Here is a 17,719-nt window from a genome sequence, read left to right on the forward strand (position 1 = left end):
CCTCCCGGGAACTGCCGGAGATTCGCTCACCACGGGTCGAATCCGGCGTGTCCGCGCTACCCTACAGGACCCTCTCCAACCGTCAGTCCAATAGCCGAACTCCCCCAGAAAGGCCATTGTGACCAGGCATTTCCGCCTTCCGGAGCGGCGCTGGGCCGCCCTGCTGGTGGTGCTGGGCGCGGCCTTCATGGACCTGGTGGACGTGACGATCGTGGGGGTGGCGCTCCGCCCGATCCAGAGCGATCTCGGGGCCTCGTACGCCACCGGCCAGTGGATCACCGCCGGCTACGCGCTGGCGTTCGCGCTGCTCCTGGTGACCGGCGGCCGGCTCGGCGACATCCATGGCCGCCGCCGCGTCTTCATGATCGGCGTCGCCGGCTTCACGGTGGCCTCGGCGCTGGCGGCGACCGCCGTCACGCCGGGCATGCTGATCACCGCCCGGATCGCGCAGGGCGCGTTCGGCGGGGTGATGGTGCCACAGGTGATGTCGATCATCGCCACCGAGTTCCCGCTGGGCCGCGGCCGGACGGCGGCGATCAGCCTGTACGGGATCGTGCTCGGCCTCGGCCAGGTCAGCGGCCCGCTGCTCGGCGGCCTGCTCGCGGGCGGCCACGCCACCGGCCACGGCGGGGCCTCCGGGGCGGGCTTCGGCGCGGACCCCGGAACGGGCTTGGGCGGGGGCGTCGGCGGGGGCTTCGATGGGGGCCTCGACGCGGGGTTCGGCGTCGGCTGGCGGGCGATCTTCCTGGTCAACATCCCGATCGGGCTGGCGGCGCTGGCCGGGGCGGCGCGCTGGCTGCGCGAGTCGCGGGCGGACCGGCCCGAACGGCTCGACCTGGCGGGCGTGCTGCTGATCAGCGTGACCTCGTTCCTGCTCGCCTATCCCCTCGTGCAGGGGCGCGAGCAGGGCTGGCCGCCGTGGGCCGTCGCGTCCCTGATCGCGGGCGTTCCGATGGCTGCGGCGTTCACGTTCCACCAGCGGCGCCGCGAACGGGCCGGACGGCCGGTGCTCGTCCCGACGCGGCTGTTCCGGCTGCGCTCGTTCAGCGGCGGGCTGGTACTGCTGCTCGTGCTGTTCTGCGGGGTCTCCGGCTACTTCATCGTGCTCGCCTGGACGCTGCAGTTCGGGCTGGGCTGGACGCCGATGCACGTGGCGCTGACCGGGCTGGCCTGGCCCGCCGGGATCGCCTGTACGGCCCAGCTCACCAACCGTTTCGGGCCGCCGCGCGCCCGCCTCCTCGTACGGATCGGGACACCGATCATGACCCTCGGCACGGCGGGCCTGGCCGCGACCGTCCTCGATCGCGGGAACGCCGTCACCACCTGGGATCTGACGCCCTGGATGTTCGGGGCGGGCGTCGGCATGGGCCTCACCATCCCGATCCTGTCCAACCTGGTGCTGGGCGAGCTTCCCGAGGCGGACGCGGGCGCCGCGTCCGGCCTGCTCAACTCGGTGATCCAGATCGGCAACGCCCTCGGGGTGGCGCTCGGCGGAGTGATCTTCTTCGGCGAGGGTGGGGCGGCCCCGGCCGACTTCCCGGGCGCGGGCGCACGGGCCCTGCTCTGCAGCGCCGCCGCGTTCGCCCTGGCCGCCCTGCTGTCGCCGCTGCTCCCGCGCCGCGTCCCCGGCACCGGGCCCGGCCTCGATGACGAGCGGCCCGCCGACACCTCCCGCCTACTGCGTACCGACAGGTAGGCTCCGTCCAACGTTCCGACCTCCCACCCCCTGAGGTGCCCATGTCCCCAGGGCTCCCCCAGCCCACCGAGCACCGCGCGACGCTGGCCCGCTCGGTACGGCTGCTCAGCGCGTTCCGCCGGGAGCAGACCGACCCGGAGTACTTCTACGGGCTGATGGCCAGGGACACCGTCGCCCAGCTGCGCACCTACATCCGCCTCGACGGCGCGACCGTGATCGACGTGGGCACCGGGACCGGCCTGTTCGCCCGGGAGCTGGCCGCCGCGGGCGCCCGCTGCGCGGGCATCGATCATGAGCTGGCCGAGCTCGTCTCGCTCGGCGAGCCGGGCCGCAACACCCTCGTCGCCAGTGCGCTGGCCCTGCCCTTCCGGTCCGGCTCGGCCGATGTGTGCTTCTCCTCCAACGTGCTGGAGCACGTGCCGAACCCCTGGCAGATGGCCGACGAGATGGTCCGGGTGACCAGGCCCGGCGGGATCGTCTTCCTCTCGTTCACCAACTGGCTCTCGCCCTGGGGCGGCCACGAGACCTCGCCCTGGCACTACCTGGGCGGCGAACGGGCCGCCCGCCGCTATGAGCGCCGCAACGGCAGGCCGCCCAAGAACCTCTTCCGGCAGAGCCTGCACCCGGTGTCGGTCGCCGGCGCGCTGGCCTGGTCGCGCAGCCGCGATGACGTGGAGATCCTCGACGCCGTCCCGCGCTACCACCCGCGCTGGGCGAACGGCATCATCCGCGTTCCCGGGCTGCGCGAGCTGGCCACCTGGAACCTGGTCCTGGTCCTGCGCCGCCTCCCGGCGAACGAACCCCAGGCCAGTGACCCTCAGGATCAGCGGGGATGAGCCCGGCCGGGACCGCGACCGGAGCGGCGCGCAGGCCACGGGCGGCGGCCGCGGCGGGCCATCTCGCCAACCTGGACGGGCTGCGGGCCGTCGCCGCGCTGTCGATCCTGGTGTTCCACGTCGCCAGCACCGGCGGCCAGATCCGGCTCGAAGGCTGGCAGTGGCTGTTCAACGGCGGCCAGATCGGGGTTCCGGTCTTCTTCGTCCTGTCGGGATTCCTGCTCTACCGGCCCTGGGTGCGGTCCTTGCTGGAGGGCCGCCCCAACCCCCGTACGGTCGGCTACCTGATCAAGCGGGCCCTGCGCATCCTGCCCGCGTACTGGCTGGTCATCGCCTGTTACATGGTCACGGCGGGACGCGCGCACGTGGCCGAGCCGCAGGCCTGGATCCCGCTGCTGACGCTGACCCACACCTACGACCCGGCCTCCTGGTACGACAGCTCGCTCGGCCCGGCGCACCTCGGGCAGATGTGGACGCTGGTCGTCGAGGCCGCCTGGTACCTGGTCCTGCCCCTGATCGCGGCGGCGCTGTCGTGGTGGGCCTCCCGCGCCGAGCCCACGCTGAGCGCCTACTGCCGGCGCCTGCTCTGGGGGCTGGCCGCCCTGGCCGCGATCTCACCGCTCTACTCGATCGCGATCTTCGTTCCGGACCGGCACCCGCTGCTCGGCCTCTGGCTGCCGCGCTTCTTCGCCTGGTTCGCGCTCGGCATGGCGCTGGCGGTGCTGGTCGTCTGGGCGCGGCTGGAGCCCGCCGGGACGGTCGCACGCGCCTGCCGTACGGTCTCGGCCTCGTGGGGCGTGTGCTGGCTCGGCGCCGCGATGCTGTTCGCGCTCGGCGCCTCGCCGCTGGCCGGGCCGCTCGACCTGCTCACGCCCGACGCGTTCTGGACCTCAGAGGCGCACATCTTCGTGAACGGCCTGTGCGCGCTGGCACTGGTCGCCCCGGTGGCCCTCGCGCCGCCCGAGGGCCAGCCGGGCCTGGACGCGATCCTGGGCAACCGGGTGATGCGCTTCCTCGGGAAGATCTCCTACGGGATCTTCCTGTGGCAGATGCTGCTGGTCGTCGGCTGGTTCCGCTGGACCGACCGGGCGTTCAACGGCGATCTGCCGATCGATCTCCCGGTGCTGGCGGCGGCGACCATCGCACTGGCGACGGTGAGCCACTACCTGGTGGAACGCCCGTTCCAGCTGCTGGCTCACCGGGAGCGGAAGCCGCGTCGTCCGGCGCCGCCCAGCTGATCCTGATCCGCCCGCCCGTCGGAACGGGCTGATCGGGCCCGTGCCCGGGGCCGTCCCCGTTCGTCCCGCCGCCGTTCTTGACCTTGCGGCCCTTCGGCCGCCACAGCTCGATGACCAGCCGGGCCACGATGACCAGCGCCAGCAGCTGCGGAACGACGTCGCCGAGCAGGCCGCTCGGCGCGGCCGGGTTGTCCAGCAGGTCGAAGCGGACGCCCACGGCCAGGCAGCCGGTGCCCGCGATCATGACACCGGCGATCAGCCAGGGCGACGCCAGGAACCGCAGCGCCCGCGACGTCCGGGTACGGGCCCACGCGAAGAGCACGGCCGCCGCCCCGGTCACGGCCACCCCCGGGATCCCGGCCACCCACAGCCCGGTCACCGCGGCGAGCCCGACCGCCGCCCACACCGGCCAGCCCGTGCCCGCCACGAGCGGCAGCGGACGGCGTTCCCGCCCGTTCCGCATGGGGATCAGGACGACCAGCAGCAGCACGAGCAGCAGGTTGAGCCCGGCCACGACCACGATGCGCTGGGCCCGGTCGGGCGTGTAGGTGAGCTTGACGACGCCGTTCGTGCCCGCCGGGACGACCCAGCCCTGCTTCCAGCCGTCCAGCCGCACCGGGCGCAGTTCGTTGCCGCCGACCGTGGCCTTCCAGCCGGTGTTGAAGTTCTCGTTCACCGTGAGGAACGAGCGCTTGGCCGCGTCGACCGCGACCTCGCGCGACCCTGCCGACCACTTGCGGATCTGGACCGGCTGCGGGCCGTCGTCCGGCCCGGCCGTGTTGCCGACCACCGCGGAGTCGATCCGGTACGGGTCGAACGGCATGGCCGACAGGTGGTTCTGACCGGCCTTCAGCGGCGTCTTCCCGCAGGCGGTGAAGCGCAGCGGCCGACCCTCCAGAAGGTCGCCCATCGTGCCGCTGACCGAGGTGTTCACGGTCGCGCCGCCGACCTTGAGGCGCGGGCCGAAACCGCAGGTGAGCTTGAACGGGAAGTCCCGGTTGTCGGGCAGCGGCTTCACCCCGGGAACGACCAGATCGGTGACCTGGATGGGCTGCAGGCTGCCGCCACGGGCGAACGTCACGGTCAGCCGGTCGGTGTCCAGCGGCGCGAAGACGAGCTTGCCGTCCGCCCCGGCGAGCCCTTCCCGGACATCGCCGCGCACGCCCTCGACGCGCATCCGCAGCGGCCCGCTCGCGCCCGGCGGCCGCTTGACCGTGACGGTGGAGACCTTGGTGGTCTTGCCCCACAGGACCGTGTAGGAGGGGTTGTTGTCCTTGTCGCCGGCGATCCAGGTCGTCTTCGGGTCGCCGTCGAACGCCGATCTCGCCTGGTCGGCCGGGTGCGTGGAGAGCGTGGAGCTCGCCGCGACGACCGGCCCGCCCTTGCCCGCCGCCGTGTACTGGGCGATGAGCCGGGGGTCGGTGAGCACGGTCGTTCCGGAGATCGCCGCGCGGCCCTGCGCGGCCGAGGTGAAGGTGCGGTCGAAGCCGTCGCCCTCTTCGTCGGTGCTTCCGAGCGAGGGGTCGCAGACCCAGCGGTCGCTGCCCTTCATGCACTCCGAGGCGTCCCCCTGCGCGCGGCTGAGGACGTAGGTCGCGTCCTTGCGTCCGGGGTCGGGAAGCATGAACGTCCGGCCCGGCTTGACGCCGCCGATCGCGAGGTCGGCGATCCCGGCCCTGGTGAACGCGGGGACGGCGACCTGGGAGGCCATCGAGACGATGCGGATGCGGAGCCAGCGAGTCGGCCCGGCCGGGGCCTGGAGCGGCTGCGCGGCGGTGCCCGGCTTGACGTTCTGGGTGATCGCGCCGCGTTCGGTCTGCACCTCGACGCGGCCGACCGGCGGGCCGATGTCCTTGTTGTCGACGAACGCGGCGGTGAGCTTCTTCGGGTCGGTCGGCTGCTGGAGGTCGACCCGAAGCCACTGCCCCTCGGGGCCGTTCCAGCCGCCGGTCAGCCAGGAGGTGACCGGGTTGCCGTCCAGCGCGGCGTACGGGGTGGCGCCGGTCTTGCGCGCCTGCGGGATCGCGTCGGCTCCGGCGGCGGAGGTGGACGCGGTGACGTCCTTGATGCCGGTGTAGGCGGCGGTCGTGGCGTAGCGGTTCCAGCCGTCGTCCAGGACGTCGTCGGCCTCGCCGGACTGCCCGATGGACAGGGTCTGGGAGGTCTGATGGAGCTCGCCGAAGTTGCGCGTCAGCGAGCGCTGGGAGTCCGAGACGACCGGGGATCCGCCCAGGTCGGGGGCGTCGTCGTTGACCAGGGCGGGCCGCCCGTTCAGGGCCTTGTCGTCGGCCATGGTCAGCAGCGACTCCGGCCCCCCGTACACGCGCAGCGGGTTGGTCGCGTCGCTGAGGCTGGCGACGTCGTCGGCGCCCTCGACCTCGTACACCTCCAGCGGCGGGTACTTCTGGTCGACCGCCGAGACCGTGTCGTCGCTGAGGGCGCCGCCGACCGGCTGTTCGCCGCCGAACGTGGCGACCTTCTTCAGGCCCGGGGAGGCGTCGAGGGACTGGTGGAGCCGGGCGGGCCAGGCGCCGCGCAGCGTCTCCCTGCTGAGGTCGTTGCGTACGAGGACGTACCGCATGCCCATCCGGCCCAGGAACTCGGCCAGGCCCGGTGAGCTCCGCCCCGACCTGACCTGAAGGTCGATCGCGTCGAGGGCGCGCGTGTAGCCGGGCGAGCCCGCCGGAACGAGCTGCCGTACGCCCCAGCGCGCCGACAGGAGCGGCTGGACGATGTCGTCCATCGGCCGCCCCCACAGGTATTCGCCGAACGAGGCGCCGGGCAGGGCCAGCACGCCCTGTTCCCCCGCCTGGGCGTTCAGCCAGGAGGCGGCGTCGCGCCAGTACTTGGGCACCTGGGCGAAGTCGCCGGGCCCCGACAGCCCGCTGGACAGTGCCGGAGCCGTGATGCCCGCCAGGGCCGCGAACGCCACTGCTTGGAGGCTGATGAGTGAGCGTGCGAGGGTGCGTGAACCGGCCCTCGCGCCCGTCCAGGGCTTGGGCGCCCGCCAGGGTCTCGGGGCGGTGACCAGCAGGTGGGTGAGCCCGAGCGCCAGCGGAAGCCGGACCACCGCGTCGAACTTGTGCAGGTTGCGGAGCGGCGCGAGCGGGCCGTCCAGCAGGTCGCGCGTCTGCGCGGCGAACGGTCCGGGGATGTCGCTGAGGTGCCCGGCCGAGATGATCACGAGTCCGGCGAGCAGCGTGAGCAGCAGGAAGGTCCGTTCGGGCAGCAGGCGGCGCAGCAGCCCGGCCAGGCCGAGCGCGGCCAGCAGGCCCGTGCACATCATCGCGAACGGGCTGAGCGACAGGTCGTGCCCGACCGGCCACCAGACCTGCCCGTCCACCAGCAGGTAGTTCACCCAGCGCTCGGCGCCGCGGAAGGTGTTGATCAGGCCGGTCGGGCCGGTCGTGGTCTCGGCCTTCTCGGTGTAGGTCAGCCAGGAGAAGCCGTACGTGCCCGTGAGCAGCAGCGGCAGCAGCCACCAGGCCGTCGCGGCGCCGGCCGCCAGCGACCACCAGCCCAGCAGGCGGATGCGCGGCGCGCGGCGCGGCCGGGTCACCAGGTAGATGAACGGGACGACCAGCACGGCCACGGTCGCGGTCGCGTTGATGCCGCCGCAGCAGGCGATCGCGAGACCCGACCGGGCCGCCGCCCGCACCCGGCCGCCGCCCTCGATCGCGGTGATCAGCGGCAGCACGATCCATGGCAGCATCGCCAGCGGCAGGTACTCCGAGGAGATCTGCCCGAGCAGCGACAGCCCGCTCGGCGCCAGCGCGTAGGCCAGGCCGCCGACCAGCCGGGTCACCGGTCCGCCGATGCCGAGGCGTTCGGCGAGGCGCCGGGTGCCGAGGAACGCCAGGCACATCAGCAGGGTCAGCCAGAGCCGCTGGGTGATCCACGGCGGCATCCCGATCAGGTTGCCGAGCGCGTGGAACGGGCCCACCGGGAACAGGTAGCCGACCGCCTGGTTCTGCAGCTGGCCGAACTGTTCGGGATCCCACAGGTGCAGGGCGCGGCCGAGGAACCCGTCCGGGTTCACGGCCATGTCGATCTTGGTGTCGGCGAGGATCTTGCCGGGCCGGGTGCCGAACGCCAGAACGGCCAGCGCCAGGCAGCAGACCAGCGCGCGCAAGCGGTCCTGGAGCCGGGGGTCGATCGGATCGGGCTCGGCGGGCTCCGGCCGTTCGGGCGGAGGCGGCTCGGCGGGCTGCGGCTCGCCGGTGCGCCACTCTATGGCAGGGGGCTGGTCGGATCGATGCCGATCCGTCTCTCCCACCGCCATGGTCGCGCCCTCCGCCCCAACGCTCTGCTAATCCGGGCTACTCGTTGTCCGGGCTACTCGGGACGGCCGAGCAACCGCTCCAGCGGGGTCGCGGGGCGCACGGATCCCGCGGCGCCCACTTCGGCCAGCAGCGCGTCGCGGTCGGGGCCTTCCGCCACCCGCGGCTGACCGTCACCGTACCGGTGGACGACGTGTGCGTCGTCATCGGCGGTCGCGGCCGACCCGACCTGGACGGCCGCGCTGATCAGGCGTCCCATCCGTTCCGCGGTGCGCGGCCAGCCGAACTCGCCGGCCCAGCTCCGGCAGGCCTCGCTCAGCTCGGCCCGGCGGGCGGGGTCGTCCAGCTCCTTCAGCGCCCGCTCGACGACCTCGGCCGGCTCGTCGCCGGGATCGGCCAGCCAGCCGGTCCTGCCGTCGCGGACGGCGTCCCGCAGGCCGTCCACGTCGTGGGCCACGGTCGGCACCCCGAGCGCCGCGGCCTCGATCACGCTGAGGCCCCAGCCCTCGCCCTGGGAGGTCGACAGGTGCAGGTCGGCGCGCGCCACCAGGGCGGTCTTGGTGGCCTCGTCGACGAAGCCGTGCAGGATGACGGTCCCGGTCAGGCCGCGTTCCTTGATCTGCGCGGCGAGCGCGGGGGCCTCCGGGCCGTTCCCGACCAGGTGCAGGCGCAGGCCGGGGCGACGCTCGGCCAGACGTTCGGCCATGTCCAGGAGGCGGCCGAGGCGCTTGTGCGGAACGAGCCGGGTCACGCAGACCAGGTCCGGCTCGCCTCGCTCCACCTGGATCTCGGTGGGCTCGGTCTCGATCTGGGTGACGCCGTTGGGGACGACGTAGGCGGGCCCGGTCCAGCGGAGCCTTTCCCTGACGGCCTTGCGGGTGGACGTGGAGACGACCACGAAGGCGTGGCGGCGGTAGGTCCAGCGGGTGACCGGCCCCTCCAGGACCTTGCCGATCCAGGCCAGCCAGCCCGGGAAGTAAAGGCCGAACTGGGCGTCGTGGACGTGGTGGACCACGCAGAAGACCGGAACCCTGCGCGGCAGGACCCAAGGGGTGAAGAACGGGATGCCGTTCTGGCAGTCGATGACGGCGTCGAACGAGCGGCGGTGGCCCAGCGTCCAGGCCAGCACGAGCGGGTAGATCGTGAAGCGGCCACCCAGGCGGACCAGGTCCACGCCCTCGACCGTCTCGCGGCGCGCCTGACCAGGGGCCCGGCACGTGACGTACGTGACCTTGGCACCCTCGGCGGCGTACCGCCGGGCGAGCTCCCACGCGTAGCGCTCGGCGCCGCCCGCTGCGGGATGCCAAGGATCCCGCCAGTTGACGATCGCCAGCCGCAGGCCGCCGACGTTCATGGTCATCCTGGCCCGGCGCCCGACGTCGAGGGGACCGTGCCGTCCGCGCGGACGATGGTGTGGTGGGTGGCGGGCGCCAGGAACGTGCTGCGGGCCCGGATCTGGACGATGTCGCGCAGGCACTGGAACGAGTGCCGCCGCACCGAGTAGGTGCTGCCGGCGCGGTCCTTCCAGACGACCGGGATGTCGGTCACCGCGGCGCCGCGGCGGACGCAGTGCATGAGCAGTTCGACGTCGAACGAGAAGCCCGCCGTCCGCAGGTCGGCGGCGGACGCCCTGGCCAGCGGCCCGGCGAAGAACTTGAAGCCGCACTGGGTGTCGGCGATGCCCCCGGCCAGGTCGCGCACCACCCGGTTGAAGGTGATCGCGCCCAGGCGGCGCAGGGGGTGCCCGTAGGCCTCCACGATCGAGTCGTGATGGCGCCGGGAGCCGACGACGACCGGATGGCCTTCGCGGAGGAGGTCGAGGACATCGTCCAGGGCGGCCAGATCGGTGGCCATGTCGGCGTCGCAGAAGCCGACGTGGGGGGCGCGGGTGGCGAGCAGACCGGCACGTACGGCGGCGCCCTTGCCGCGCTGCGCACAGTGCAGAAGCCGCACCGGAACGGGTCCCTGCCAGTTCCGGACGATGTCGGCCGTGCCGTCGGTGCTGGCGTTGTCGACCACGATCACCTCGGCGCGCACAGGAAGCTCTGCGAGCTTCTTACAGAGCACGGAGAGCCCAACCGGGAGACGTTCGGCCTCGTTGTAGGCCGGTACGACGATCTCCAGGGCGGCGGAGCGGGGGTGGTCGCCCATCAGGCCATCGCGCGGCGCGTCAGCGCGAGCCGTAGTTGTACAGCGGCTTGATGACCGGGTCCTTCTGAGAGGCGTTCGAGATCTGCACCGCGCCGAACGAGGCGCCGGCGGCCAGCAGAACGCCCGCCAGTGCGGCGATGGCAATACGCATCAGGGGGTCCTTCGACGGGAGGAGTTACGGCCGAGTAGCTGGGGGACCAGAGTAGGGCCTGAGGCCAGGAATGACCAGAAAATCACCGCAACCGCGACAATCCAGGCAGTCACCACCGGCGCGACCGGCACTTTCTTCTCCGGGACGGCACTCGTCCCGGAGATCCTGTATAGCACCAGATCACGGCCCCTGTAGGCCTCTTCCGCACCAGGGACGGCAGCATCCCCGGCGTCGACGGCGACGTACCGGATCCCCTCGTGAGCGAGGGCCTCGGCGGTCGGCGCCCTCATGATCGGGTCCAGCGCGACGGCCCGCGGATCCTCCGCAGCGACCGTCGTGGTCCCGACCGTCACCGCGTCGTTGATGATCACTCGGCGGGGCAGGTAGCGCTGCAGCGGGTCCAGGACCCGGCGGCCGTGGTTCCAGGGGTAGCTGCGGTAGGCCGCCCATGGCGCCACGGCCACGTCCCCGGGCACCGAATCGGCCGCGATGATCTTCCGCGCCCGCGCCCAGTCATCCGGGTAGTCGACCGCCCGGAGCGCACCCGCCGCCCCCCAAGCGAGCGTCGGGAGCAGGATCACGGGCACCGCCACGGCACACGCTGCGACAAAGCCGAGCCGGGCCTCGATCAACCGGTCCGCCGCCAGCCCGAGCCCGACGGCGACCAGCACGGCCAGCGGCGCCACGAACTGCTGGCCGTCGCGGACCACCGAGAACCCTGACCAGATGTCGATCAGGCCCTTGAGCAGGCCGGGAACGGTTCCGAGTGCCGCGATCGCGAAGCCCACGGCCGCCGCGATGGGCAACGCCCTGTCCCTGCCGTACTTCCCGTACGCGATCAGGGCGCCGACGACCACCAGGAGCCAGAGCACCGCCACCACCGGCGTCCCGTAGCCGCTCGGCACGGTCTCGCCGTTCCACACGCCGCCCAGTGTGAACAGACTGCCGAGCGCTCCGAACGGGGTGTCGGCCCGGGCGGCGAACGTCTCGACCGCCGCGCCGTCGCCCGGCACTCCGCCCGGCCGCAGGAACGCCGGAACCAGCCAGGGCAGGCTGAGCGCACCGACCGCCCCGATGACCTTGAGAGCGTCCGCCCGCCTGGGCCCGCACAGCGTGATCACCACGGCGGTGAGGCCGGAGACCGCGAGCGCCGCGAACCCTCCGGTGGCGGCCGGGATCAGAGCTATCACCAGTCGCCGGCCGTCGCCCTTCATGGCCGCGGCGACCACCCACGGGAGCGCCGCGTACCCCAGCAGCAACGCCCACTGCCCAAGGAGCAGCCGTTCCGCCACGAACGGGTTCCAGGCGTAGCAGACACCCGCCGCCAGCCTCGGGATCAGCCGCTGCGACGGCACCAGCGAGGCCGCCGCCGAGCACGCCATCACGAAGATCGCCAGCAGGATCAGCTTCTGCGCGAGGTCGGCGGGCATCACCGTGCTCAGCGCGGTCACGAAGGCATCGCTCGGCACGTGCCGCGGCATCACCCCGGTCAGCCCGAAGGTCATCCGGCTGAACGTGGGGTCCGGGACGAAGACCATGTCGTACGACAGCACGAAGCCGGGCGCGAGCCCCGGCCCCACCGCCGCCAGCCCGAGCCCCAGCCCGGTGAGCGCGGCCGCAAGGTGCCGCATACGCCCTGTCATCAGGCGAAAGAGGCTATCCGACTCAGTGCGAGAAGGGCTCCACGCAGGAGCCCTCCATGGTCGGGCCGTCGACCTCGATCAGGACGCGGGTGGGGCGCAGGTCGCCGTACACGCAGGCCCGCTGCCCCACGATCACCCAGAAGCCGACCAGCTGCTGGGTCGTGCCGGCCGTCGTGACCTGGATCTGCTTGGCGGAGACGCGGTCGCGCGGCTGGCCGAGGTCGAGCAGGATCCGTTCGACCGACTTCTCGGAGAAGTCACCGGACTCGCGCAAGGACTGGAGGCGCGGCCGGATGCGGGCCGCCGCCGCGTTCCCCAGGCGCCGGTCGTTCGCGGACAGCTCGGCCCGTTGCTTCCAGCCGTTGTTCTCCTGCTGGTGGGGAGCCATGTCGCCACCGCCGCGGGTTGTGTTCTCGTCGTACGGGCTTGGGGGCGCGCTCGGAGACGCGCTCGGAGACCCGCTCCGGCTGGCCGTCGGCGACGAGTTGACGTGCTGGGTGCCGCAGGCCGCCAGTGCGAGCGAGGCGGCTGCGAACGCGGCGACCGGCACGGCCCGGCGCGAGATCGTCATGGAGCGATTCTCGCGGCGGGCGTGCCGGTCGTACATGAGTACGCGTACTCAATCCGCTCAGTAGACGGGGCGGTAGCTGCCCTTGCCGCACGCCTTGACCTTGAGGACGCCCTTGGACTTGCGGATCAGGCACTCGGCGACCCACAGGTGCTGGGCGTTGCCAAGGGTGATCTTGCGCGGCCAGGTGATCGTGCGGTTGTGGCCGTACGGGCGGGCGTTCGGGCTGGTGTGGACGTCGGTGTGGGTGCCCCTGGTCGTGACGAAGCGGATCATCGCGTAGTTCTTGCCCACGCAGCGGTCCCGGACCTTGGCCATGGTGATGGTGACCGTGCCCTTGCCGCGCACGTAGTTGCCCCAGCCCGAGACGCAGTCGATGGTGTTCTTGGTCTGCCAGTGGCGGGGCTTGGCGGCGGCGGTCGCCGTCACGTCCGCACCCGCGCTCCCCGCCCCGATCGTGCCGAGCACCAGCGCGCCACTCGCGATCACGGTCAAGCCACGTCGCATTCGAGCTCCTCCTCGCTACCGTCGCGGCGGCTCCCTGACCGTCGCCGCCGCCCCCGAAATGCTGGCAGCGGGGCGACGGCGGTTCGTCCTTTCATGTGCAGGAGTGACGTACGCCACTGCGGCGGCACGGTGGTGGCTCTGTGGCGGCGCGGTGTTCGCCGGATGTTGGCCGTACGGTCTTCAGCGGGTGGGGTCGGGGTCGCGGGGCAGGCCCAGGATGCGCTCCCCGATGACGTTGAGGTTGACCTCCGTCGTACCACCGCCGATGGTCATCGCGCGCGAGGCCAGCAGGTAGCGGGTCCACCTGCGGCGCAGGTCCGAACGCCAGCCGCCGGTGAGGGCGCCCTCGTCGCCGAGGAGGGTGAAGCCGAACTCGGTGACCTGCTGCCCGTGCTCCATCGCGACGAGCTTGCGGACGTTGGCGGTGGCGCCCGGGTCGGTGCCCGAGATCTGCTTGAGGGTGGCGCGGAGGCCGAGGAGCGCGAACGCGTGCTCGTCGCAGGCGAGCCGCCCGATGCCGTCGCGGACCAGCGGGTCGTCCGCGACGCCGAGTTCGGTGGCGAGCGCGACCAGCTTGGGCACGTCGCCGCCGAGCTGGAACGAGCTGGTCAGGCCGACGCGTTCGTTGGCGAGGGTGTTGCGGGCGACCCGCCAGCCCTCGTTGACCGGGCCGACCACGCGGTCGTCGGGCACGAAGACGCCGTCCAGGAAGACCTCGTTGAAGACGGCGTCGCCGGTGCACTCGCACAGCGGGCGGATCTCGATGCCCGGGGACGACATGTCGACAAGGAAATACGTGATCCCGTCGTGCTTGGGCCGGTCGGGGTCGGTGCGGGCGATGCAGATGCCCCACTGGGCGTCGCGGGCCAGCGACGTCCAGATCTTCTGGCCGGTGATCGACCAGCCGCCTTCGACGCGTTCGGCCCGCGTGGTGAGGCCCGCCAGGTCCGAGCCGGCACCCGGCTCGGAGAACAGCTGGCACCAGATGATCTCCCCGCGCAGCGTCGGCGGGAGGAAGCGTTCCTGCTGCTCGGGCGTGCCGTACTGGACCAGGGACGGCACCGCCCAGGCCGCGATCATCAGCGGAACGGGCCGTACCTTGGCGGCCTTCAACTCCTGCTGGATCACGATCTGCTCGACCGGGCCCGCGGCCTTGCCCCACGGCTCGGGCAGGTGCGGGGTCACCCAGCCGCCGGCCGCCATCGCGGCCCGCTGCTCGGTGATCTCCATCGCGGCCAGCTCGGCGACCCGCGCGCGGACATCGGAACGCAGGGAGAGGGCCTCGGCCGGGATCTCGATGTCCATGGGCCGCCGTACGCCCGCGACGGCCAGCGCGGCGACCTCGGCTCGGGCGGCGGACGCCTTGCCGAGCAGGGCGCGCAGCGTGAGGGCGCGGCGGTAGAGCAGGTGGGCGTCGTGCTCGAAGGTGTAGCCGATGCCGCCGTGGACCTGAACGTTGCCCTCGGCGCACTCGACCGCGGCGTCGGCGGCGAGCGCGGCGGCCACCCCGACGGCGTAGCCGCGCTGCTCGTCGTCCTCGGTGAGGGCCCGTACGGCATCCCAGACGGCGGCGCGGGCGCGTTCCAGCGCGATCAGCATCCGGCCGCACTTGTGCTTGACACCCTGGAACTGGCCGATCGGCCGCCCGAACTGCTCGCGGAGCTTGGCGTACGCGACCGCCTCGTCCAGCGCGCGGCCCGCGACGCCGCAGGCCTCGGCGCCGAGCAGCACGACCGCGAGCTCGCGCGCGTTCACGCCGGTCAGGATGCGGTCGGCCTCGGCGTCCCGTACGGTCACCGCGCCGAGGGGGCGGGTGAGGTCGAGCGCTTCGAGGTGCTCGACCTCGGCGTGCTCCACGACCGCCCAGCGGCCGTCGGTGAGCGGGAGGACGAACAGGTCGGCGAGCTGCGCACCGAGCACGGGCTGAACAGTTCCCGAGACCCGGCCCTCGGTGTCGACGAGGGCGCCCGCGGTGGGGAGCGCCACGGCGGCGGTACGGGAGCCGTCGGCGAGAGCCGGGAGGACGTCGGCCTTGAGCTTGTCGCTGCCGCCCGCCTGGATGAGAGCCGACGCGAGGACGGTCGGGACGTACGCCCCGGGCGCGATGGTGCGGCCCAGCTCTTCCAGCGCGACGGCCTGTTCGAGCAGGCCGTACCCCTGGCCGCCGTGCTCCTCGGGGAGGTGCAGGCCGAGGAGGCCCTGGGCGGCGAGCGCCTGCCAGAAGCCGGGGTGCGCCGGGGCTTCACCGCGTTCGGCGGACCCGACCGCCTCCCGCACCGACTCGGACGTGACGTGCCGTTCCGCGAACCCGCGTACGGACGCCGCCAGCGCCTCGTGCTCCTCGGTCAAGCCGATCGCCATGACTCGCCACCTCTCCTCGGGGTGAGCCACAGCCTATTAGAACGACATTCGGTCAGGACAGCAGGACGGCGACGAGGACGCCGAACAGCACGACGAGGCAGGCGACGAGGACCGCCGCCGCCGTACGGACGGGATGAGCCTCGGGCTCTGCCGGCCTGACGGACCGTCGTCGGCGCGCGTCCGCGTTGGCGTTCGCGTCCGCGTTCGCCGGTACGAGGCGTTCCCTGGCGATGCTGGGCGCCTCGGGGTCGGGTACGGGGACGGGCATCGTCCCCGGCGGACCGTCGATGATCGGCGGGATCGGGCCCGTGGGAGCGTCATCGGCGTGATCGTCGTTCTCCGGCACGCACGGCAGCGTAAGCGAGAGATCACATTGCGCGCACGGTTCACCGACCAACCGGTATCTCGATCGGGGTGAGTCGAGGGCGGGTCTCTAGCCCGCGACCTTCAGCTGCTGGAAGAACTGCGTCACGTCCGGCCACATCTTGCGGTGGGTGTTCGGCACCGACACGAACGCCACCGCGGGCGTCTTGCGTCCGGTGTCGATGACCGCCGTGCCCACGACCTCGCCGGTGGCCTTCACGCCCGGCCGCTTGTAGGTCAGGTAGGAAACGATCAGCCAGCCCTTGTGGCCGTCGACGTTGAGCTCGGAGAAGGAGTAAGGCGCCTTGTGGTGCGGGAAGCCGTAGTAGTTGGCCTCCAGCCCGCTCGCCGCCAGCGCCGTCACCGTCTTCAGGCTCTCGGGGCCCTTGTAGGCCGACTGCAGCGTCGGGATCAGCGTGCCGGTGAGGGCCTGCCCGTACCAGAGCCGCGCGCCGTGCTTCTCGGTGACGAGGATCTGCTGGCCCGACCAGCCCGCGATGCCGAGCTTGTTCTTCTTGCTCGGCACCTGCCAGGGACCGGCGAACCGCGGGTAGGCCAGCCCGGAGTGAGCGTCGGTGACCCGGCCCAGCATCTTGCCGGGCTTGCCGGCGAACGGCTTGAACGGCTTGACCGGGGGGAGCTGGACCTTCGGCTCCTCCGGCTGCGGCGGCGCGTCCGGCGCGACGGGGCGGTTCTGCTTGCCCTCGGAGGCCGCGGGCGCGCTGTCGTCGCCGTTCTTCATGAAGTAGACGCCGCCGGCCGCGATGATCGCGATCACCAGCAGCCCGACCCCGCCGAACAGGACGAGCCTGGACCGGCTGCCCCCGCCGTCGAACGGGTCGCGGTCATGGCCGCGGTCGTGATCGCGGCCCCGATCCCGGTCGCGTTCGGCGCGGCGCGATGAGGCGGCCTTCTTGCCGGAGTCGCCCAGGTCGTCGGAGGTGCGCCCGCCGAGCTTGGCGTCGGCGCTCTCCTCGTCCTCCATCCACTCGGGCATCCGCCAGTTGCCGCTGCTGGGCTTGCCCGGCTTGGGCGGGGTCGCGGGCCCGATCTGCTCCACGGGAGCGTACTTGCCGTCGGGGTCGCTCTCGGAACCGCCGCTGCCGTCGAACAGCGAGCCCTCCCAGGCCTGCGCGCCGGGAACGTTGCTCCGGGGCGGCAGTTCGGTCTCGCGCTGAACGGGAGGGCTTCCGGCCACCGCGAGATCGTCGTCGCCCGTGGCTCCAGGGGCGTACGGGTCCGCACTGGGCGCATACGGGTCGGACGCCCCAGGCCCGTACGGCTCGGCGCCGGACGCGGCAGGGGCAGCGCCGGGTGCGCCGGACGCGTACGGATCGGCGCCGGATGCGTAGGGGTCGGCACCGGACGCGGCGGGCGCGTACGGGTCGGCACCGGGTGTGGCGGCGTACGGGTCGGCCTCGAGCGCGGAGGCCGCCGCGTACGGGTCGGCCTCCGGGGCCGCCGTTCCGGGGTCGGGCTGCTCGGCCTCGGCGGCCGGGGGCACTGCGGGCGTGGCGTACGGGTCGGTGTCGGCGCCCACCTCAGGGACCGGAGCGACCTTGATGTCGTCGTTCTCGGGGACGCGCGGCTCCTCGGCGGCACCGGCGAGCGGGTCGGACTCGGCGGGCTGGGCCTCGGGCGCGCTCGCGGGCCCGGCGGCGGCCTCGGGCTCGGGCTCGGCGCCGGGCTGCGGGCCCGGGGCCTCGACCTTGCCCCAGACGTCGTGCGGCTCCTCGCCCGAGAAGTCGGTGCGGCCCTCGGGCGCGGGCAGGCGGACCTCGGGCACCTTCGCCTCGGGGAAGGTCATCCGAGGCGTTGCGGCCTCGGCCGCGCCCGGCTCCTGGCCGCCGTCGGGCACGTCATCGCTCATCTCGGTCCAGCGCACGGAGCGCTCCCCCTGATCGGACATGCGGCACACGTTAGTG

12 protein-coding genes and 1 pseudogene are annotated in these 17,719 nt (G+C 72.8%); 3 read left to right on the forward strand and 10 right to left on the reverse strand.

Annotated features, from left to right (window positions below; translation table 11 throughout):
• Positions 1 to 118 precede the first annotated feature (118 nt).
• The 3 genes from J4573_RS14525 to J4573_RS53965 are packed head-to-tail and all read left to right on the forward strand — an operon-like array spanning position 119 to position 3,770.
• Positions 119 to 1,696: an MFS transporter gene (locus J4573_RS14525; RefSeq protein ID WP_208255957.1), complete on the forward strand. Its 1,578-nt coding sequence runs from the start codon at positions 119 to 121 to the stop codon at positions 1,694 to 1,696.
• A gap of 41 nt (positions 1,697 to 1,737) precedes the next feature.
• Positions 1,738 to 2,532, forward strand: a complete 795-nt coding sequence (locus J4573_RS14530; protein ID WP_208255958.1) for a methyltransferase domain-containing protein — start codon at positions 1,738 to 1,740, stop codon at positions 2,530 to 2,532.
• Complete coding sequence (locus J4573_RS53965) at positions 2,529 to 3,770, forward strand: acyltransferase family protein (protein ID WP_243772965.1); 1,242 nt, start codon at positions 2,529 to 2,531, stop codon at positions 3,768 to 3,770. The genes J4573_RS14530 and J4573_RS53965 overlap by 4 nt, the downstream gene beginning before the upstream one ends.
• Before the next feature lie 2,152 nt (positions 3,771 to 5,922).
• Here the strand turns inward: J4573_RS53965 and J4573_RS53970 are convergent.
• The 10 genes and pseudogenes from J4573_RS53970 to J4573_RS14575 all read right to left on the reverse strand — a co-directional run.
• A pseudogene (locus tag J4573_RS53970) lies at positions 5,923 to 8,052 on the reverse strand (alpha-(1->3)-arabinofuranosyltransferase domain-containing protein); the annotation flags it as partial.
• 53 nt (positions 8,053 to 8,105) lie between these two features.
• On the reverse strand, positions 8,106 to 9,404 hold the full coding sequence (locus tag J4573_RS14540) for a glycosyltransferase family 4 protein (protein ID WP_243772966.1): 1,299 nt from the start codon (positions 9,402 to 9,404) through the stop codon (positions 8,106 to 8,108).
• Positions 9,405 to 9,406: 2 nt separating this feature from the next.
• Positions 9,407 to 10,201, reverse strand: coding sequence for a glycosyltransferase (locus tag J4573_RS14545; protein ID WP_208255961.1), 795 nt, complete (start codon positions 10,199 to 10,201; stop codon positions 9,407 to 9,409).
• A gap of 19 nt (positions 10,202 to 10,220) precedes the next feature.
• On the reverse strand, positions 10,221 to 10,352 hold the full coding sequence (locus J4573_RS55295) for a hypothetical protein (protein WP_279575462.1): 132 nt from the start codon (positions 10,350 to 10,352) through the stop codon (positions 10,221 to 10,223).
• A complete protein-coding gene (locus J4573_RS14550) occupies positions 10,352 to 11,995 on the reverse strand; it encodes an MmpA family trehalose lipid delivery protein (protein WP_208255962.1) in 1,644 nt (547 codons plus the stop codon). Before J4573_RS14550 ends, J4573_RS55295 begins: the two co-directional genes overlap by 1 nt.
• A 22-nt stretch (positions 11,996 to 12,017) precedes the next feature.
• A complete protein-coding gene (locus tag J4573_RS14555) occupies positions 12,018 to 12,566 on the reverse strand; it encodes a hypothetical protein (protein WP_208255963.1) in 549 nt (182 codons plus the stop codon).
• Positions 12,567 to 12,623: 57 nt separating this feature from the next.
• Positions 12,624 to 13,070 (reverse strand): hypothetical protein, encoded by a 447-nt coding sequence (locus tag J4573_RS14560; protein WP_208255964.1) that lies wholly within the window; start codon positions 13,068 to 13,070, stop codon positions 12,624 to 12,626.
• A gap of 180 nt (positions 13,071 to 13,250) precedes the next feature.
• Positions 13,251 to 15,431, reverse strand: coding sequence for an acyl-CoA dehydrogenase family protein (locus tag J4573_RS14565; RefSeq protein ID WP_208255965.1), 2,181 nt, complete (start codon positions 15,429 to 15,431; stop codon positions 13,251 to 13,253).
• A 52-nt stretch (positions 15,432 to 15,483) separates the two neighbouring features.
• Positions 15,484 to 15,777 (reverse strand): hypothetical protein, encoded by a 294-nt coding sequence (locus J4573_RS14570; protein ID WP_208255966.1) that lies wholly within the window; start codon positions 15,775 to 15,777, stop codon positions 15,484 to 15,486.
• 87 nt (positions 15,778 to 15,864) lie between these two features.
• Positions 15,865 to 17,703, reverse strand: coding sequence for a hypothetical protein (locus J4573_RS14575; RefSeq protein WP_208255967.1), 1,839 nt, complete (start codon positions 17,701 to 17,703; stop codon positions 15,865 to 15,867).
• Positions 17,704 to 17,719: the final 16 nt, after the last annotated feature.

Source organism: Actinomadura barringtoniae (assembly GCF_017573505.1).
GTDB classification, from domain to species: Bacteria; Actinomycetota; Actinomycetes; order Streptosporangiales; family Streptosporangiaceae; genus Spirillospora; species Spirillospora barringtoniae.

Bases quoted from the DNA above. Each gene is read 5' to 3' on its own strand.
- J4573_RS14565 (WP_208255965.1), bottom strand. From the start codon at position 15,431: ATGGCGATCGGCTTGACCGAGGAGCACGAGGCGCTGGCGGCGTCCGTA.
- J4573_RS55295 (WP_279575462.1), bottom strand. From the start codon at position 10,352: ATGCGTATTGCCATCGCCGCACTGGCGGGCGTTCTGCTGGCCGCCGGC.
- J4573_RS14530 (WP_208255958.1), top strand. From the start codon at position 1,738: ATGTCCCCAGGGCTCCCCCAGCCCACCGAGCACCGCGCGACGCTGGCC.
- J4573_RS14550 (WP_208255962.1), bottom strand. From the start codon at position 11,995: ATGACAGGGCGTATGCGGCACCTTGCGGCCGCGCTCACCGGGCTGGGG.
- J4573_RS14540 (WP_243772966.1), bottom strand. From the start codon at position 9,404: ATGAACGTCGGCGGCCTGCGGCTGGCGATCGTCAACTGGCGGGATCCT.
- J4573_RS53965 (WP_243772965.1), top strand. From the start codon at position 2,529: ATGAGCCCGGCCGGGACCGCGACCGGAGCGGCGCGCAGGCCACGGGCG.
- J4573_RS14545 (WP_208255961.1), bottom strand. From the start codon at position 10,201: ATGGGCGACCACCCCCGCTCCGCCGCCCTGGAGATCGTCGTACCGGCC.
- J4573_RS14560 (WP_208255964.1), bottom strand. From the start codon at position 13,070: ATGCGACGTGGCTTGACCGTGATCGCGAGTGGCGCGCTGGTGCTCGGC.
- J4573_RS14575 (WP_208255967.1), bottom strand. From the start codon at position 17,703: ATGTCCGATCAGGGGGAGCGCTCCGTGCGCTGGACCGAGATGAGCGAT.
- J4573_RS14555 (WP_208255963.1), bottom strand. From the start codon at position 12,566: ATGACGATCTCGCGCCGGGCCGTGCCGGTCGCCGCGTTCGCAGCCGCC.